This window comes from Streptomyces sp. NPDC034085 (genome assembly GCF_055575555.1).
Genome location: NZ_JBVISL010000006.1, coordinates 58,078 through 76,385, shown reverse-complemented (window position 1 = coordinate 76,385; position 18,308 = coordinate 58,078). Strand labels below are relative to the sequence as shown.

Annotated in this window: 11 protein-coding genes; 8 read left to right on the top strand and 3 right to left on the bottom strand. The window is 74.8% G+C overall.

What is annotated here, in order from left to right; genetic code table 11:
* Window positions 1–365: 365 nt before the first annotated feature.
* Together ACZ501_RS21620 and ACZ501_RS21615 are read right to left on the bottom strand one after the other, a co-directional pair.
* Entirely contained in the window at window positions 366–1,694 is a 1,329-nt protein-coding gene (locus ACZ501_RS21620) for a DNA polymerase Y family protein (protein ID WP_468797389.1), read from the bottom strand.
* Window positions 1,691–5,413, bottom strand: a complete 3,723-nt coding sequence (locus ACZ501_RS21615) for a DNA polymerase III subunit alpha (protein WP_468797387.1) — start codon at window positions 5,411–5,413, stop codon at window positions 1,691–1,693. Before ACZ501_RS21615 ends, ACZ501_RS21620 begins: the two co-directional genes overlap by 4 nt.
* 144 nt (window positions 5,414–5,557) lie before the next feature.
* Here ACZ501_RS21615 and ACZ501_RS21610 point away from each other — a divergent pair, with 144 nt between their 5' ends.
* Together ACZ501_RS21610 and ACZ501_RS21605 are read left to right on the top strand one after the other, a co-directional pair.
* Entirely contained in the window at window positions 5,558–6,676 is a 1,119-nt protein-coding gene (locus ACZ501_RS21610; protein ID WP_468797385.1) for a DUF3533 domain-containing protein, read from the top strand.
* 285 nt (window positions 6,677–6,961) lie between these two features.
* Window positions 6,962–7,813 (top strand): alpha/beta fold hydrolase, encoded by an 852-nt coding sequence (locus ACZ501_RS21605; RefSeq protein WP_468797685.1) that lies wholly within the window; start codon window positions 6,962–6,964, stop codon window positions 7,811–7,813.
* A 6-nt stretch (window positions 7,814–7,819) separates the two neighbouring features.
* Here the strand turns inward: ACZ501_RS21605 and ACZ501_RS21600 are convergent, their stop codons facing one another.
* The gene (locus ACZ501_RS21600) at window positions 7,820–8,368 is read right to left on the bottom strand and encodes an NADPH-dependent FMN reductase (protein WP_468797383.1); all 549 of its coding nucleotides are present in this window, start codon (window positions 8,366–8,368) and stop codon (window positions 7,820–7,822) included.
* A 246-nt stretch (window positions 8,369–8,614) separates the two neighbouring features.
* Between ACZ501_RS21600 and fxsA the strand changes: the two genes are divergently transcribed.
* From fxsA to ACZ501_RS21570, 6 genes are all read left to right on the top strand, one after another.
* A complete protein-coding gene (gene fxsA, locus ACZ501_RS21595) occupies window positions 8,615–8,779 on the top strand; it encodes an FxSxx-COOH cyclophane-containing RiPP peptide (RefSeq protein ID WP_361611124.1) in 165 nt (54 codons plus the stop codon).
* A gap of 29 nt (window positions 8,780–8,808) precedes the next feature.
* Window positions 8,809–11,064 (top strand): radical SAM/SPASM protein FxsBH, inactivated beta-hydroxylase extension form, encoded by a 2,256-nt coding sequence (gene fxsBH, locus ACZ501_RS21590; RefSeq protein WP_468797381.1) that lies wholly within the window; start codon window positions 8,809–8,811, stop codon window positions 11,062–11,064.
* A complete protein-coding gene (locus tag ACZ501_RS21585) occupies window positions 11,061–11,924 on the top strand; it encodes an AAC(3) family N-acetyltransferase (RefSeq protein ID WP_468797379.1) in 864 nt (287 codons plus the stop codon). Before fxsBH ends, ACZ501_RS21585 begins: the two co-directional genes overlap by 4 nt.
* Before the next feature lie 43 nt (window positions 11,925–11,967).
* Window positions 11,968–13,356, top strand: a complete 1,389-nt coding sequence (locus ACZ501_RS21580; protein WP_362466316.1) for a TIR-like protein FxsC — start codon at window positions 11,968–11,970, stop codon at window positions 13,354–13,356.
* The gene (gene fxsT, locus ACZ501_RS21575) at window positions 13,353–17,330 is read left to right on the top strand and encodes an FxSxx-COOH system tetratricopeptide repeat protein (RefSeq protein ID WP_468797377.1); all 3,978 of its coding nucleotides are present in this window, start codon (window positions 13,353–13,355) and stop codon (window positions 17,328–17,330) included. Before ACZ501_RS21580 ends, fxsT begins: the two co-directional genes overlap by 4 nt.
* A gap of 79 nt (window positions 17,331–17,409) precedes the next feature.
* Window positions 17,410–18,306: a DUF4231 domain-containing protein gene (locus ACZ501_RS21570; RefSeq protein ID WP_362466300.1), complete on the top strand. Its 897-nt coding sequence runs from the start codon at window positions 17,410–17,412 to the stop codon at window positions 18,304–18,306.
* Window positions 18,307–18,308 lie beyond the last annotated feature (2 nt).

The window sequence follows — 18,308 nt, the reverse complement described above, 5'->3', positions numbered from 1 at the left end:
CCGTCACGGCCGAGCGGGTCCCGGGCGGCTGGCGGCTCACCGGGCGGATGCCGTGGGTGACGGGGTGGGGCCTGGCCGACACGCTGTTCGTGGGCGCCGTCACCCCGTCCGACGAGGCGGTCCTCGCCCTGCTCGACCGCAGCGCGGACGGCGGCGGCATCAGCTCCGTCGAGGGAGCCCCGCTGTGGGCGATGGCCGGTACGCACACGGCCCGCGTCGAGCTGCGGGACGTGCGCGTACCCGACGACCGGGTGGTGGGCCTGCTGCCGCGGGCCGACTGGATCCGGGACTACGACCTGGAGAACGCCGACGCGCAGCCGGCCGTCTTCGGCCAGCTGCGCGCCACCGCCGGGTTCCTCCTCCGGTCACCGCCGTACGAGGACCTCGGCCTGCGCCTGGCCGAGCGGACCGCCCGGCTGCGCGCCGAGGCCTACGCCCTGCGCGACGAGGTCCCGCGGGGGCAGCGCACCGGGGACCGCCTCGCCCTGCGGGCCGCCGCCCTGGACCTGGCCGTACGGGCGGCCGCGGCCTGCGTGGCGGTGGCGGGCGGCCGGGCGGTCCAGTACGGGCACACCGCCGGCCGGCTCTCCCGCGAGGCCCAGTTCCACCTGATCCAGGCCCAGACCACCCCGCTCCGCGCGGAGACGGTTCGACTGATGCTGGACGGCGTCTGAGGGGCCGCCGGGGCTGGGCGCGACCGACGCGGGGCGGACCGTGCCGGGCCCGAAGCGGGCGTTGGCGCGGTCGATGGCGGCCTCCACCGTCAGCCGGGACTCGCGGACGGGATCCAGCGTGAGCTGGCGGCTCACGCCCTCCGCGTCCGTGAGGTCCTCGGCGCGCAGCACCATGCCGGTCAGCCGGGCCCGTTGCAGGCCGGCCGCGTCCATCAGGCGGTACGCGAGGGTGCGCAGGTCCTCGTCGTGGGCGGAGGGCTCCACCAGCCGCCGGGACTTCTCCCACCGGGAGCCGCCCGCGAACTGCAGGGTCAGGGACAGGGACCGGGCGGCCTGGCGGCGTCCGCGCAGGGCGGCGCCGAGCCGGACCACCAGGCCGAGCAGCGCGGCCCGGGCGTGCGGGCCGTCCAGCTCCTGACGGGTGAAGCCGGTCCGGACGGCGGCCGAGGACGGCAGGTCCCTCGGGGTGACGGGGCGCGGGTCGATGCCGCGGGCCCGGTCGGCGGCGAGCCGGCCGGCCCGTTTGCCGAGGATCCGCTCGAGGACCCCGGGCGGCACGTGGGTGAGCGCCCCGACGGTGTGCAGCCCGTACCCGCGCAGCGCCTCGGCCTGCCGGGAGCCGAGCCCGTACAGCGCTTCCACCGGGAGGGGGTCCAGGAAGCCGGCCACCGCCTCCTGGGGCACGGCCAGGACCCCGCCGGGCCCCTGGACCCGGGCGGAGGCCATCGCCGCCACCGCCCAGGTGGCGGCGACCCCGATCCGGACGTCCGTGCCCAGCCGGGCCACCGCGCGCAGCCGGATCACCTCGGCGATGCGGGCGGGGCCGGCGCCGAAGTACCGCTGGGCGCCCCGGACCTGGACCAGCGCGGCCCGCGGCGGCAGGGCCTGGACGAGCGGGGAGAACTCGCGCAGCAGCTCCAGCACCTCGCGGTAGCCCTCCCCGGACAGGGCGGGGGCGCAGCGCAGGTGCAGGACGCCGGCGGTGGAGGCCGTGCCGGTGGCGGCGCGGGTGCCGGTCATCCCGCGCTCCCCGGGCTGGAGTGCCACAGCTTGCGGCCGGTCGCGGCGCGCTCCCCGGGCGGCTGGAGGTCGGCCCACGGGTTCATCTCGTAGCCGTTCGGGAGGTGGATGCGGCGGCCGGTGTCGGCGGTGCCGCCGGCCTGGGGCTCCGCGAGCCGGGCCGTGGCCGCTTCCAGGCCGTTGTGCTCGCGCAGCTCCACCAGCTCGGCGAGGTTCCAGGCGGCGGCCCCGACCACGCTGAGGCTCTGCGGGCCGCGCCGCTGCACGACCCCTCGCACCAGCAGCAGGAAGGAGTGGAAGACGGTGTGCGCGCAGGCCTCCTGGCTGTCGTCGAAGAAGGCCAGGTCGACCAGACCGGTGCCGTCGTCGAGGGTGGTGAAGATGACCCGCTTGCCCGAACGGATCGGCGGGGTCTGGGTGGCCGCCTTGGCGCCCGCGACGAGTACGGTCCGGCCGTGCTCGGCGTCCCGCAGGCGGCGGGCCGGGGTCACGCCCAGCTCGGCGAGGAAGGCCTGGTGGTCGTCCATCAGGTGGCGGGAGGCGTCCATGCCGAGGACGCCGAGTTCGGCGCTGAGCCGCTCGGCCTCGGTCAGGTCGGGCAGCCCGACGGTGGCGGTGGACCGCCCGCCGCCGAGGGGCAGTTGGGCCGCGCCCCGGCCTCCGGCGCGGCCGCCGGCACCACGGCCGCCGGGGGCTCCGGCGGCGCGCTGGGCGCCGTGCAGCTCCGCCAAGTGCAGCAGCAGGTCACGGCGGTTCGCGCCGAAGGCGTCCAACGCCCCGACCTGGGCCAGCCGTTCGGCGACCGGGCGGCCCGGGTGGGCGCGGTCCCAGAAGTCGCGCAGGGAGGCGTACGGCTGGCCGGCCTCGATCCGGCGGGACTCGGCTTCACTGATGCCGTGGACGTCGGCCAGGGCGAGCCGCAGGCCCCACCGGCCCGGCCCCGACCCGTCCGCACCATCGGACACCAGTTCGATGCGGTGGGCGGCCGCCGAGCGGTTCACGTCCAGCGGCAGCACCGGCACGCCCCGCCGCCGGGCGTCCGCCAGCAGCAGCCGCTTGGGGTACATCCCGGGGTCGTGGGTGAGCAGCCCGGCGTAGAAGGCCGCCGGGTGGTGGGCCTTCAGCCACGCCGACTGGTAGGTGGGCACGGCGAAGGCCACGGCGTGCGCCTTGCAGAAGCCGTAGCTGCCGAAGGCCTCGACGATCTCCCAGGTGCGGGCGATCACCTCCGGCGCGTAGCCGCGCCCGGCCGCCGCCGCCGCGAACCAGGCCTTGATCCGGCCCTGGGACTCCGGGTCGGAGAGCCCGCGCCGCACCCGGTCGGCCTCGTCCCGCCCGCAGCCGGTCATGACGTGCACGATCTCGATGACCTGCTCGTGGAAGACCACCACCCCGTACGTCTCGCGCAGCGCGTCGGCGAGGTCCGGGTGCGGGAAGCGGACCGGGGCCCGCCCGTGCCGTGCCTCGATGAACGGGCGCACCATGTCGGCGGCCACCGGTCCGGGCCGGAAGAGGGAGATGTCGACGACCAGGTCGTGGAAGGTCGACGGCTGGAGCCGGCCCACCAGGTCGCGCTGACCGGGGGACTCGATCTGGAAGCAGCCCAGCGTCTCGGCGGAGCGGATCAGTTCGTACGTCGGCCCGTCGCCCGGGGGCACCTGCGCGGGGTCGTCCAGGTCGAGCTCGCGGCCCGTCGCCCGGCGCAGCTCCGTGACCGCGTGCGCCATCGCGGACTGCATGCGCACGCCCAGCACGTCGAGTTTGAGCAGCCCGAGGTCCTCCACGTCGTCCTTGTCGAACTGGGACATCGGGAAGCCCTCGCCGCTGGTGGGCACCACCGGGGTGCGCGCGAGCAGCGAGGCGTCGGAGAGCAGTACCCCGCACGGGTGCATGGCGGTCCCGCGCGGCAGGGCGTCCAGCGCCTCGACGAGCTCCCACAGCCGCCCGTGCTCCTCCTCCCGCAGGCCGCGCAGTTCGGGCAGCTCGGCCAGGGCGGCGCGGGCGTCGCGGGCGCGGACGTGCGGGAAGGCCTTGGCGAGCCGGTCGACGGCGGCCGGGTCCATGGACAGGGCGGCGCCGACGTCGCGGATGGCGTGGCGGACCCGGTAGGTCTCGGGCATGGCGACGGTGGCGACGCGCTCGGCGCCGAAGCGGCTGATGATCCGGCGGTAGACCTCCAGCCGGCGGGCGGACTCCACGTCGATGTCGATGTCGGGCAGCACGCGGCGGCGCTTGGAGAGGAAGCGCTCCATCAGCAGGCCGTGCTCGACGGGGTCGGCGTGCGCGATGCCGAGGAGGTGGTTGACGAGGGAGCCCGCGCCGGAGCCGCGGGCGGCCACCCGGATGCCCATCCCGCGCACGTCGTCCACGACCTGGGCGACCGTCAGGAAGTACGAGGCGTAGCCGTGGTGGGCGATGATGTCGAGCTCCTCCTCCATCCGGTCCCAGTACGCGCGCCGGCCGGCGTAGCCGCGCAGCACCATGCCGGCCGCCGCGCGGGAGGCGAGCACCCGCTGGGCGGTGCGGTGGGCGGCGCCGACGAGGCGGGCCTCGGGGAAGTGCACGGAGCCCATGCCGAGGTCGTCCTCGGGGTCCACGGAGCAGGCCTCGGCGGTCTCCCGGGTCCGCGCGAGCAGCCGGCGGGCGTCGGCGGCGCGCAGCCCGGCCGCCTCGGCGATCCGCTCGGCGGCCTCGGCCATGGCGTCGGGGTCCTTGAGCCACCGCTCGCCGGTGTCGAGGGCGCCCCGGGGGTCGACGGGGACGAGCCGGCGGGCGGCGTCGAGGACGTCGGCGACGGGGCCCTGGCCGGGGTCGGCGTACCGGACGGCGTTGGTCAGCACGGCCGTGACGCCCTGCTCGGCGGCGAAGCCGACGGTACGGGCGGCCAGGCGCAGCGAGCCGGGGCCGGTGCCGGTGCGGCCGTGGTGGACGGCCTCCAGGCGCAGGGCGTCCCCGTAGACCTCCCGCCAGGGCGCGAGCAGCCGGGCCGCCCGGTCGGGGCGGCCCGCGGCGAGCGCCCGGCCCACCTCGGAGCCGGGGCCGAGCAGGACGAACACCCCGTCGCCGCGCAGCGCCTCCCAGGGCAGTACGGGCCGGCCGGGGCCCGGGGCGCCGGGCGCGAACCCGTTCCCGGCCCATCCGGAGCCCACGCCGACGGCGTCGGCGTGGGCGGCGGCGGCCCGGCCGGACGCGCCGGCGTCCGGGTCCGCGGGCCCGCCGGCGTCGAAGCCGCCCGCGCCGGCCCCGGCGCTTGCCGGTGCGAACCCGTCCGGTCCGGTCCCGGCAGCGCCGAGGAGGGTCCCGCCGGGACCGGAGGGGGAACCGCCCGCGCCGAAGGCGGCGGTCACCATCCGGCACAGCTCCGCCCATCCGGCGGCCCCGTCCCGGGCCAGGAAGACGGCACGCGGAGCGGACTCGTCGACGAAGGCCCCGCCCCTGACGGGCGTACGCCTGCGGTACGAGAGCTCCCCGGCCCCACCGGGCGCCCCCGCGGGGGACACGGCGGGGGACACGGCCAGGTCGACCCCGAACAGCGGCCGGATCCCGGCCTTGGCGGCCGCCTTCGCGAACCGCACCGCACCCGCGAGGGTGTCGCGGTCGGTGAGGGCGAGGGCGTCCATGCCCCGTTCGACGGCACGTTCCGCCAGCTGTTCCGGGTGCGAAGCTCCGTATCGCATGGAGAACCCCGAAACGGTGTGCAGATGCGTAAACCCAGGCACCCGCGGCCTCCTGCTTCGCTCGACCTTCAACCTCCCCCGTCTCCACCATAGAGCAATTCGAATACCCGTGCGAAACACATGTTCGATCATCCATTCGGGCCTCCCCTGCTGCGCCGCACCCCCGGCGCGCCGAGCGTGGGAGCCATGACCCCACCCCCCAGAAGCAGCGCCCCCGGGCCCTCGGGCGGCTTCCCCGCCGAGATCAAGGACGCCGTGACCACCCGGGCGGCCCTCCTGGTCCTGGGGGTGCTGGCCCTCCAGCTGGCGTTCATCACCTCCTACATCGGGGCCTTCCACCACCCGGAGCCCAGCAGGATCCCGATCGCGGTGGCCGCCCCCGCGGAACCGGTCGCGGCGCAGACCGCGCAGCGCCTCGGCGCACTGCCCGGCGTGCCGCTCGACCCGCACCCGGTCGCGGACGAGGCGGCGGCGCTCGCCCAGCTCCGGAACCGGGAGGTGGACGGTGCGCTGATCGTCGACCCGGCCGGCACCACCGACCGGTTGCTGGTCGCGAGCGGCTCCGGGGCCTCGCTCTCCCAGGCCCTGGAACAGATCGTCGGCCTGGCCGAGCGGGCCGGGGGCCGTACGGTCCGGGTCGTCGACGCGGTCCCCGCCGACCGGGGCGACAGCCGCGGCCTGAGCTCCTTCTACCTGGTCGTCGGCTGGTGCGTGGGCGGCTACCTGTGCGCCGCGATCCTCGCGATCAGCGCCGGCGCCCGGCCGGCCAACATCCACCGCGCGGTCATCCGGCTCGGCGCGCTGCTGCTGTACTCGATCGCCGCCGGGCTGCTCGGCGCGGTCATCGCCGGCCCGGTGCTGGGCGCGCTGCCCGGCCCGGTCGCCGCCCTGTGGGGGCTCGGCACCCTGGTCGTCTTCGCGGTCGGCGCGCTCACCCTGGCCTTCCAGGGGGTGGCGGGCGTGGTCGGCATCGGCCTGGCCATCCTGGTGGTCGTGGTGTTCGGCAACCCGAGCGCGGGCGGCGCCTACCCGTATCCGCTGCTGCCGCCGTTCTGGAGGGCCGTCGGCCCGGCCCTGCCGCCGGGCGCCGGTACGTACGCCGCGCGCTCCATCGCGTACTTCAAGGGCAACGGCGCGGGCGGCCCCATGCTGGTGCTGGCCGCGTGGGCGGCGGCCGGCGCCGTGATCACCATGGCCTGCGCGGTGAGGCGCCGGGGCCGCCCGGGTGCCGCGGTGGGCAGCGGGCTCGCCGCCGACGCCCCGTCCGCCCCCCGCCTCACGGACGGGGCCGCGGACCCGCGCTGAAGCCCGGAGGCCGGGCGGCCGGGGCCGGTGCCCTCCGGGACCCCCGCGGCCGGCCCCCGGCCCGCCGGTGTCCCGCCGGCGTCCGAGGCGGCCGGACGCGGCCTCACGCCGCCGGACACGGCCGGCGGCCGGTCCCGCCCCGGACGCCCCGCGGGGGAAACCGCCCGTGAGTGCGCCCTACCGCGCTCCCCTCCCGGGGAGCACAATCGGCCTCACTGCCCGCGCCGGACGTGAGGGAGGGAGCGCGTGCGCAAAGAGGTGCGCACCGCCGACGGTCGTGCCCTGATGGCGGAACGCTGGGGCGACCCGGACGGTAAGCCCGTCCTCCTGCTCCACGGCATGCCCGGCAGCAGGCTCGGCCCGGCGCCCCGCGGGATGGTCCTCTACCAGCGGCGGATGCAGCTCATCGCCTACGACCGGCCCGGCTACGGCGGCTCCGAACGCCACCCGGGCCGCACCGTCGCCGACGTGGCCCATGACGTGGCCGCGATCGCCGACGCCTTCGGGCTGGACACCTTCGCCGTGGCCGGCCGCTCGGGCGGCGCGCCCGGCGCGCTGGCCTGCGCCGCCCTGCTGCCCGAGCGCGTCACCCGGACGGCGGCCCTGGTCCCGATCGCCCCCAGGGACGCGGAGGACCTGGACTGGTTCGCCGGGATGGCCGCCTCGAACGTACGGGAGTACACCACCGCCACCGACGACCCCGAGGAACTGGCGGCCCGCCTGATCCCGCGCGCCGCCGGCATCGCCAGGGACCCGGGCCGGCTCCTGGACGAACTGCGCCGGGAGCTGACCGCCAGCGACCGCATGATCGTCTCGGACGCCGGCCTGCGGTCGATGCTGCTGCGCAACTACCGCGAGGGCGTGCGCACTTCCGCGTACGGATGGATCGACGACATCCTCGCCTTCAGCAGCCCCTGGGGCTTCGACCCCGCCGGCATCCGCTGCCCCGTACTGCTGTGGCACGGGGAGCTCGACGTCTTCTCCCCCGTGGGCCACTCGCGCTGGCTGGCCCGCCGCATCCCCGGCGCCACCACCACCATCGACCCCTCCGCCGCCCACTTCGCGGCCCTGCGCGCGCTGCCCGGCGTACTCAACTGGCTGCTGCGCGAGCCGCTGGGCGAACAGCAGCCCGCCTGAGGCCGCTCACCCGGCCGCTTCCACCAGCAGGGCGAGCACCCCCGCGAGGCGTTCGCGCGCGGCGGGGTCGGCGAGGGTCCCGTCGGCGCCCACCGCCTGCCGGTCCACCGGGATTCGCGCGCAGGCCGGGTCCACGACGGCTGCGCCCGTGTAGCCCAGCACCGTCCGCAGCGCGGCCTCGGCGCCACCGCCGCGGCCGGGGGCGGCGGCGTTCACCCACGCCACGGGCTTGTCGCAGATCTCGGTGCCGCCCACCGTCCAGTCCAGCAGGTTCTTGAACGAGCCGGGCAGGCTGCCCGCGTACTCCGGGGCGCAGATCAGCACCGCCGAAGCCTCCGCGATCGCCGCGCGCAGCCCGGCCACCGGGGCCGGCAGCGGGTCGGTGTCGTCGTCGGGGTTGAAGTGGGGCAGGCTGCCCAGGCCGTCGTAGAGGACGGTGCGCAGCGGCGGGGTGGCCTCGGCGGCGACGGAGCGCGCGGTGCGCAGCACGGTCTCGTTGGTGGAACCGGCGCGCAGGCTTCCGGACAGCAGCAGGACAACGGGTGCGTGGGCCATGCGTCCCAATCTACCGACCTGCGCCGACGGCGTCCGGCGCGGGCTCCGGGAGAACGGGACCGGGCCGTGCGGCAAACGGCCGAATGCACCCCCTCGATTATTGCTCCACGCTTTCCATAGAACGCTTGACCAGGCGTCATGTCTCGGTTGCCAATGGGGTGGGGACGAGTAAAGTCCACGCTTGACGGCAGCAACGCGCTGATGTCTTCCCCTCCCATTTCAGATGGCCTCCCCGAGGACGGTGTCGTGAACACTTCCGCAACCCCCCCGACCAGCACGGTCAAGGACCGTCGCGTCCCGCTCGCGAAGATCGACGTCCGCAGCGCCTCGGCGGCCGCGGCGCTCGAGCGCGTGCTCCCCGCGGAATCCGGCCGTCGCATTCAGTCACCGATCTTCAACTCCGCCCTCTGACGGTGCGTCACGAGCTCTAGACTGGTGGAATGACCGGCCCGATCGCATTCCGCGAGATCGTCCTGAAGGTTCACAGCAGATGCGATCTTGCTTGTGATCATTGCTATGTCTACGAACACGCAGACCAGAGCTGGCGAGCCCGGCCGAAGGTGATCTCCCCCGGGGTCATTTCCCAGACCGCGTCGCGGCTCGCCGAACATGCCCGTGACCATGCACTCCCCTCCGTCACGGTGATCCTCCACGGAGGGGAACCCCTGCTGGCCGGCCCCGAGCGGCTGCGCCTCGTGTGCGAGGAGTTCACCGGCGCCCTCGCCGGTACGGCCGAGCTCGACCTGCGGATCCACACCAACGGGCTGCGGCTGAGCCCCCGTTACCTGGACCTCTTCGCCGAGTACGGCGTCCGGGTCGGCGTCTCCCTCGACGGGGACCGCACGGCGAACGACCGCCACCGCCGCTTCGCCGACGGCCGCTCCAGCCACCCCCTGGTCCTGGCCTCCCTGGAACTGCTGCGCTCCGCGCCCTACCGCCACCTCTACCTGGGCCTGCTCTGCACCGTGGACGTGGCCAACGACCCCGTCGCCGTCCTCGACGCCCTGGTGGCGCTGGAGCCGCCCCGGGTGGACTTCCTGCTGCCGCACGCCACCTGGCAGACCCCGCCGGAGCGCGCCGGCGGCGCGCCCGACGCGTACGCGCGCTGGCTGCTGCGCGTCTTCGACCGCTGGGAGCAGCTGGAACGGCCCGTGCCGGTACGGCTCTTCGAGTCCCTGCTGTCGACGCTCGGCGGCGGTCCGAGCCTGACGGAGTCCCTGGGGCTGGCCCCGACCGACCTCGTCGTGGTGGAGACCGACGGGACGCTGGAGCAGGCCGACTCCCTCAAGAGCGCCTTCGAGGGGGCCCCCGCCACCGGGTTCGACGTCTTCGCCCACACCTTCGACGAGGTCGCCGCGCACCCGGGGATCCGGGCCCGGCAGCTGGGGCTCGCGGGCGTCAGCGACACGTGCCGCCGCTGCCCTGTCGTACGTTCGTGCGGGGGCGGGCTCTACACGCACCGCTACCGCGAGGACAACGGCTTCGACAACCCCTCCGTCTACTGCTCCGACCTGCGCGAGCTGGTGGACGGGATCGAGGGGCGTACGGCCGCCGCCCTGACCGCCCGCGAGCTGGCCGACCCGGCCGAACTGGCCCGGGCGCAGGAGGAGCTGACCCGGGTCCTGCTGGCCCGCCTGCACGGGGACCTCGCGGGGGACCCCGGCTGGGCGCGGGCCTGGGAGCTGCTGGCCGGGGTGGAGGAGGCCGGGGAGGCGGGCGCGGACGCGCTGGACGCCGTACTGGGCCACCCGTTCACCCGGACCTGGGTGCTGGAGGCCCTGGACGCCGTGCGGGAGGGGCGCCCCGACGGCCCGGGGGCGGCCCGCAGGCTCGCCGCGCTGGCGGCCGCCGCCGTACTGCGGGGCGGGCTCGGGCTGCCGGCGGAGGTGGCCTACCGGGACGGGGAGGTGTACCTGCCGACGCTGGGGCTGCTGCGGCTCGGGGAGCCCGGTACGCGGGGCCGTGCCGTGCTGCACGCCACGGGCGAGGGGTACGCGGTCGTCCGGGAGGGGCGCACCGAGCACCGCTTCGGCCCGGCGGCGGGGGACGCGCGGTGGCTGCCCGTACGGACCTGGTCGCCCGGGCCCGGGGAGCCCGCGGTGGCGCTGGAGGACCTGGACCCGTACCGCAACTGCTTCGCCCGCCCGCCCCGGCTGCGGCTGGGCTCCGGGGAGGCCGACGAGTGGCGGGGTCGCCTCGGCGCGGCCTGGGCCCTGCTGCACCGCACCGTCCCCGGGTTCGCGCGGGCGGCCGCCGCCGGGCTGAGCACCCTGACGCCGCTCGCCGGCGGCCCGCGGGCCGGGGGCTGGGGCGAGGCCGGGCGGCACGGGCCGGGCGCGCTCGGGGTGCCGTACGCCGCCGGGGTCAAGGAGACCGCCCTGGCCCTGCTCACCGGCCGCCGCCGGGCCCGGCTGCGGGCACTGACCGAGGTGGCCGACCTCTACGCGCTGGACGGGGCCTGGGAGCACCCCTCGCCCTGGCGGACGCGTCCGGTGCCGGTGTCGCGGCTGCTGGCCGACGTCCACGAGCGGGTCGCGGTGGAGGCGTACCGCCGGGCCACCCGGACGCAGGAGCCGGGCGGCACCGACCGCATCCACCGCGCGCTGGACCGGCTGGCGGGGGCGGCGGAGCTGACGGTCACCGGCAAGCGGCTGGTGGAGGAGCTGCGCTGGGAGCTGAAGGCGGTCGACGCATGACCCTCCCGGCCGGGCCGGCCTGCCCGCCGGGGGCCCGGGATGCGGCCCCGGCCTCCCCGCAGGACCCGCCCGGCCGCCACCAGCTCGCCGCGCAGCTCCGGCTGCTCGGCGTGCGGCCGGGGCAGCGGCTGCTCGTGCACGCCGCCCTGGGCGGCACCGGCCTGCGCGCCGAGGTCCTGCGCGACGCCCTGCGCGGCCTCCTCGGCCCCCGGGGGACCCTGCTCGTCCCCGCCTTCACGGCGGAGAACTCCCTGACCTCCAGCGCCCACCTGGCCCGCGTCGCCGGGCTCGACGAAGCCGGGGCGGCGGCGTTCCGGTCGCGGATGCCGCCCTTCGACCCGGACGTCACCCCGAGCCAGGGCGTGGGCGCCTTCGCCGAGGTGGTCCGCACCACGCCGGGCGCCGCCCGCAGCGGGCACCCGCAGACCTCCTTCGCCGCGCTCGGGGCCGACGCGGACCGGCTGTGCGCGCAGCACCGCACCGAATGCCACCTCGGTGAGGACTCCCCCTTGGGAAAACTGTGGTGGGAGGGAGGACAGGTACTCATGATCAATGTGGGATTTTCGGCCTGCACGGCTTTCCATCTCGCGGAGTACCGAATTCCGAAGCCCCCCTTGCGCACGTACGACTGTGTGGTGAAGGTGAGCCTTCCGGAAGGGCCCGGAGGGCGCCCTCACGACGGGAAGTGGACGACGTACGAGGACGTCGCGCTGGACGACGGCGATTTCGAGGAGATCGGCCGGGCACTGCCGGAATCGCTGGTGCGCAGGGGGCGGGTGGGAGGGGCGTCCGCCGTGTTCTTCTCGGTTTCGCACGCCGTCGACCACGCCCTGGCCTGGATGACCGAAAACAGACGCTGATTGACTGAACGATGAGGGGATGTGGCGAAGCAGCTCCGGAATGATGTTTCTTCGCTCGCAGCTTCGGGACGGGGGTCGTGTGCCCGCATCAGTGCAGCCGTATTTTTTCCTCAGTTATGCGCATACACCGAGGTTCGGGCCTGGAGGACCCGATCCCGACATGTGGGTGGAGCGTCTCTTCCGCGACCTGTGCGGCCACATCATGGCGCTGACGGACCTGCCCGCCGGATCCGAGGCCGGCTTCATGGACCGGGAGATACGCAGCGGCGAGGGCTGGTCGGAACGGCTCGGGGCGGCCCTCGCCACCTGCCGGGTCTTCGTCCCCCTGTTCTCGCCGCGCTACTTCGCCAGCGAGATGTGCGGCAAGGAGTGGTTCGCCTTCGCGCAGCGCACCATCCACCACGGCGCGCTCAGCAACCAGCCGGCCGCCGAGGCCATCGTCCCGGCCCTGTGGGTACCGGTGCCGCCCGCCCAACTGCCCGGCCCCGCCGAGCGGTTGCAGTTCAACCACAACACCTTCGGCGAGCGCTACGTCACCGACGGCCTGTACGGGCTGATCAAGCTGCGCGGGTACGCCGAGCAGTACGAGCAGGCCGTGTACGAGCTGGCCCGGCGGATCGTCCGGGTCGCCGAGACCGTACGCCTCCAGCCGGTCCGCCCGCTGGACTACCGGCTGGTCCCCAGCGCCTTCGGCCACGGCGGCGGCCAGCCGGCCGGACCCGGCGCCGGGCCCGTCCGCACCCTGCACGTGACCGTCGCCGCCGCCTCCCGGCACGACCTGCCGGACGGCCGCAGCCCCGAGTACTACGGGGAGAACGCGCTGGAGTGGAACCCGTACCACCCCGTCTCCCAGCGGCCCGTCGCCTACGTGGCCGAGGACCTGGTCAGGAACCTCAACTACCAGACCACGATGTCCTCCTTCGACGACGAGGCCGGGCACTTCGACAGCAAGCAGCCGCCCACCCGCCCCGAGATCCTGATCGTCGACCGCTGGGCGGTGGAGGACGAACACCGCCGCCAGCGGCTGGCCGCCTTCGACCAGGAGCACCGCCCGTGGATCAACGTGGTCGTGCCGTGGAACCGGTACGACCCCCAGAGCCGGGCGAGGGAGGCCGAGCTGGCCCGCCGGCTCGAGGAGACCCTGCCCGTCAAGATGAGCCAGGGCCGGGCCGCTTGCCGGGCCGCGGCCAACGGCGTGGCCGGCATGGAGACGCTCGGGCAGATCCTGCCCCAGGTGGTCGAGGCGGCGGCCCAGCAGTTCCTCAGACACGCCCAGGTGTACCTGCCTGCCGGGAGCACCTCCACCGAACGTCCGCGGCTGGTGGGCCCGATGGGGATGGGCGGGCCGCCCGCACCGCCACCGCCCGCACCACCGCCGCCGGCCGGCCGGAACGGCGAAGACACCGACACAGACCCGGGGGGACGCGGATGACAGCCAGTCGTGACAGCCGAGACGGACGCATCGTCACCTTCTACTCGTACAAGGGCGGTACCGGCCGCACGATGGCCCTGGCCAACACGGCCTGGATCCTCGCCGCCAACGGCAAGCGGGTGCTCGCCGTGGACTGGGACCTGGAGGCCCCGGGCCTGCACCGCTTCTTCCACCCCTTCCTGGACCCCTCCACCCTGGGGGCGACCACCGGGGTCATCGACCTGATCAGCGAGTACGCCTGGGCCGCCACCAGCCCCGTGCAGCGCGCCGCCGACTGGCACAAGGACTACGCGCGGATCCAGCCGCACGCCGTCTCCCTCACTCCGGAGACCCACGGCTGGGAGTTCCCGGACGGCGGCACCCTGGACTTCGTCTCCGCGGGCCGGCAGAACCGCGAGTACTCGGCGACCGTGTCCACCTTCGACTGGGACAACTTCTACGACCGGCTCGGCGGCGGCCTGTTCTTCGACGCCCTGCGGGCCGACATGAAGGCGAACTACGACTACGTCCTGATCGACAGCCGCACCGGTCTGTCCGACATCGCCGACATCTGCACCGTCCACCTGCCCGACGTCCTGGTCGACTGCTTCACCCTGTCCGACCAGTCCATCGACGGCGCCGCCTCGGTGGCCCGGCAGATCGACGAGCGGTTCAACGACCGCGGGATCAAGATCTACCCGGTCCCGATGCGCATCGACGAGGGCGAGAAGGAGAAGGCCGACGCGGGCCGGGCCCTGGCCCGCCTGAAGTTCGACCGCTTCCCCAGCGGCCTGGTCGGGGACGAGCTGACCTCCTACTGGGGCGCCGTGGAGATCCCGTACCGGCCCTACTACGCCTACGAGGAGACCCTGGCCACCTTCGGCGACGAGGCCGGACTCACCAACTCCCTGCTCTCCGCCTTCGAACGGCTCACCACGGTGGTCACCGAGGGCGAGATCACCTCCATGCCGGTCATCGGCGAGGAGGTGCGGCTGCGGATCAGGGACGCCTTCACCCGCCGCCGACCGGCGCTGCCCGCCGACCTGTTCCTGTCCTACGTCGCCGAGAACCGGATGTGGGCCGACTGGATCGAGTCGGTGCTCACCCGGGCCGGGTTCCGGGTCGTGCCCAAGGACGTCTCCGCCGAGCGGGCGCCCCACTCGGCGCCCGGCGACACCCTGGGCGGCGCGGGCATCAGCGTGGACACCGCCGCCCGGACCGTGGTGCTGCTCTCCAGCGCCTACCTCAAGTCGGCGCGGGCCGTGGAGGTGTGGAACCGGGCCGCCGCCGAGGACCCGACCGGGGGCCGGCGCCAGCTGGTGCCGCTGCGGGTGGGCGACGTACGCCTGGCCACGCCCTACATCGACCGCAACCCGGTCGACCTGTTCCGGCTCGACGAGGTGCACGCGACCACCGCCCTGCTGCGCGCGGTGGAGCGGCCGATGGCCCTGCCCGACACCGTCGCCGGCACCTCCCAGCCCGGCCCCCGCTTCCCGGGCACGGTCCCGAAGATCTGGAACGCGCCGCCCCGCAACCCCGGGTTCACCGGCCGGTCCATCGTGCTGGAGCGGATGCGCGACCAGCTCGGCGGCGGCATGGCCGTGGTGCTGCCCCAGCCGCAGACCCTGTACGGGCTCGGCGGCGTCGGCAAGACCCAGGTGGCACTGGAGTACGTACACCGGTTCATGGCCGACTACGACCTGGTCTGGTGGATCTCCGCGGAACAGACGGACGAGGTGGTCGCCGGCCTCGCCGAGCTCGCCGTACGGCTGGGCGCGCAGACCGGCGAGGACATGGCGGCCGCCTCCCAGGAGGCGATCGACCTGCTGCGGCGCGGGGTGCCCTCCTCGCGCTGGCTGCTGGTCTTCGACAACGCCGACGACCCCGAGACCCTCAAGCGGTTCTTCCCGCCGGGCGGCCCCGGGCACGTGCTCGTGACCTCGCGCAACCAGTCCTGGTCCCAGTACGGGGACGCGCTGCCGGTGGACGTGTTCCTGCGCGAGGAGTCCATCGAGCACCTCCAGCGCCGCGCTCCCGGCCTGGGCAAGGAGGACGCCGAGCAGGTGGCGGTGGCGGTGGGCGACCTGCCGCTGGCCGTCGAGCAGGCGGGCGCCTGGATCGCGGAGACCGCGACGCCGGTGTCCGCGTACCTGGAGCAGCTCGCGGAGCAGACCGCGCGGGTGCTGGGCCTGAACCAGCCGCCCGGATACCCCCAGCCGGTGGCGGCGACCTGGAACGTGTCGATCGAGCGGCTCCAGTCCCGCTCCCCGGCCGCCGTCCGGCTGCTCCAGCTGTGCGCCTTCTTCGCGCCGGAGCCGATATCGGCGAACCTCCTCTACAGCAAGGAGATGATCGACGCGCTCAAGCCGTACGACTCCTCGCTCCAGGAGAAGCTGGTCCTGGGCCGGGTCATCAGGGAGATCGGCCGGTTCGCGATGGCCAAGGTCGACCAGGTCGGCAACAGCATCCAGGTGCACCGGCTGGTCCAGGCGGTGATCCGGGCGCAGCTGTCGGAGGAGGAGCAGCGCGAGGCGCGGCACGCGGTGCACCGGATCCTGGCGGGTGCCCGGCCGGACGACGACGAACCGATAGACAACCCGGAGACCTGGCCGAGGTTCAACACGATCTGGCCGCACCTGAGCCCGTCCGAGGCCCGGTTCTGCACGGAGCCGGAGACCCGCCGGCTGCTGATCGACCGGGTGCGCTACCTGTGGAAGCGCGGTGACTTCAAGGCGGCGTACGCGCTGGGCGAGGAGCTGCGCGAGGCCTGGCGGGAGATGCTCGGCAGCGACGACCTCCAGTACCTGTACCTGCGGTTCCACCTCTCGAACATCCTGCGCTCGCAGGGCCGTTTCGTGGAGGCGAAGGAGCTGGACGAGGTCACGCTGGAGCGGCAGCGGGCCGCCCTGGGTGCCTCGCACCCCCACACGTACATGACCACGAGCGGTCTGGCGATGGACCTGGGCGCGCTCGGCCGGTACGGGGAGGCGATGGAGCTGGCGACGGCCGCGCACGAGGGCTTCGGGCAGATCTTCCACGAGGCGCACCCGCGCACCCTGGCGGCGGCCAACAACCTGGCGCTGAACCTGCGGATGGTCGGGCAGTACGCGCGGGCCCGGGAGATCGACCAGGAGGTCTTCGACCGGCGCACCGAGGTGCTGGGCACGGACCACCCGTACACCCTGTCGTCGGCGCAGAACCTGGCCCGGGACCTGCGCGAGGTGGGACGCTACGACGACTCGGTGCAGCTGCTGAGCCGGACGTACGAGATCTACAAGCGGCAGCTGGGCCGGGCCTTCCCGGGCACGCTGTCGGCGGCGAAGAACCTGGCGGTGTCGCTGCGGCGGGCCGGGGAGCTCGAGAACGCCCTGCGGCTGACGACGGCGACGCGCAACCGCTACCGGGCCAAGTACACCTCGGTCAACCCCGACCTGCTGGCGTGTGAGCTGAACCTGGCCTCGGACCTGTTCGCGACGGGTGATCCGGGGGCGGCGCGGGACCTGGCGCAGGAGGTGGTGGACGAGTACATGAAGGTGCCGGGCGAGCGGCACCCGTACACCCTGGCGGCGGTCAACAACCTCGCGGTCTTCCACTGGGGCACGGGCGCGGCGGACACGGCGGAGGCGATGCTGCGCCAGACCATCCGCAGCATGCGCGACGTGCTGGGCGACCACCACCCGCACACGATCTTCGCGCACCTGAACCTGGCGAACGCCCGGGCGGACCTGGGTGATCCGGAGGGCGCCCTGGAGCTGGAGCGGATCGCGGTGGTGCGGCTGCGCGACGTGCTGGGGGCGCACCATCCGGAGACCCTGGCGAGCGCGTCGAACATGGCGGTCAGCCTGGACATGACGGGCCGCAAGGAGGAGGCGGCGCGGGTGCGGGCGGAGGCGGTGGCCGAGCTGGCGCGGCTGCTGGGGGAGGACCACGGTCTGACCCGCTACGCCCGTGACGAGCGGCGGGTCCACCGGGACCTGGAGCCGCTCGCGGTGTGATCCGACGGCGGGCGGCGGGGGCCCCGCGGGGTGCCCGCCGGCCGCCACCCGAGAGTTGGGGGGCGTTGTGCCCGACAGCATGACCTTTCGCAACGAGGACCTGCCGGCCCTCTTCCACCACACCGACCAGGCGGCGGTCTCCCGGCAGCGGGAATCGACGCAGGCCACCCGCGCGCAGCTGCTGCTGCTGGTCGCGGCGGCGGCCTCCGCCGCCCTGCCGTCCGGGCCCGCGGTCGGCGGGCTGCATGTGTTCGCGGCGGTGAGCGCGCTGGCGTACGCCGGGGTGCTGGCCGTGGGCGTACGGGCGACGCGGCGCCGGGCCCGTCCGCAGTGGCAGCTCAACCGCAGCGCGGCGGAGTTCATCAAGTCCCTGGCGTGGCGCTACGCCGTGCACGGGGCGCCCTTCGGCAGTGAGGTCGCCGGGCCGGAGGGGGTGTACCGGGCGCGGCTGGAGAAGGGGCTGGACGAGCTGCGCAAGATGGGCTGGCAGGATCCGCGGACGGCGGGCCTGGTGCCGGAGGGGGCGGAGATCACCGGGGCGATGCAGCGGCTGCGCGGGCTGGACTACCAGGTGCGCAGGGAGACGTACGTCCGGGACCGGCTGATCGAGCAGCGCACCTGGTACCAGCGCAAGACGGAGGGGTCGCGGCGGGCGACGGCGCTGTGGTCGTGGACGATCGTGCTGCTGACGTGTCTGGCGCTGCTGCTCGCCCTGTTCGGGGCGTTCGGTTCGGGTCCGGGGGCGGGGCCGGCGGGGCTGCTGAGTGCGGCCGCGGCGGCGGGGATCGCCTGGAACGAGGTGCGCCGCCACCACCCGCTGATCGAGGCGCACACCCTGATCGAGCAGGACCTGTCGGCGATGATGGTGGTGATGCAGACGACCATCACGGAGTCCCACTGGCCGTCGGCCGTCTACGAGACGGAGCGGTACGTTTCTCCCCAGCACACCGACTGGCTGGCCCGGCACAGCAGTTGAGG

Excerpts from the sequence above, each read along its gene's own strand:
- ACZ501_RS21620 (WP_468797389.1), bottom strand. The coding sequence starts at position 1,694 with ATGACCGGCACCCGCGCCGCCACCGGCACGGCCTCCACCGCCGGCGTC.
- ACZ501_RS21610 (WP_468797385.1), top strand. The coding sequence starts at position 5,558 with ATGACCCCACCCCCCAGAAGCAGCGCCCCCGGGCCCTCGGGCGGCTTC.
- ACZ501_RS21605 (WP_468797685.1), top strand. The coding sequence starts at position 6,962 with ATGGCGGAACGCTGGGGCGACCCGGACGGTAAGCCCGTCCTCCTGCTC.
- ACZ501_RS21600 (WP_468797383.1), bottom strand. The coding sequence starts at position 8,368 with ATGGCCCACGCACCCGTTGTCCTGCTGCTGTCCGGAAGCCTGCGCGCC.
- fxsBH (WP_468797381.1), top strand. The coding sequence starts at position 8,809 with ATGACCGGCCCGATCGCATTCCGCGAGATCGTCCTGAAGGTTCACAGC.
- ACZ501_RS21585 (WP_468797379.1), top strand. The coding sequence starts at position 11,061 with ATGACCCTCCCGGCCGGGCCGGCCTGCCCGCCGGGGGCCCGGGATGCG.
- ACZ501_RS21580 (WP_362466316.1), top strand. The coding sequence starts at position 11,968 with ATGTTTCTTCGCTCGCAGCTTCGGGACGGGGGTCGTGTGCCCGCATCA.
- fxsT (WP_468797377.1), top strand. The coding sequence starts at position 13,353 with ATGACAGCCAGTCGTGACAGCCGAGACGGACGCATCGTCACCTTCTAC.
- ACZ501_RS21570 (WP_362466300.1), top strand. The coding sequence starts at position 17,410 with ATGACCTTTCGCAACGAGGACCTGCCGGCCCTCTTCCACCACACCGAC.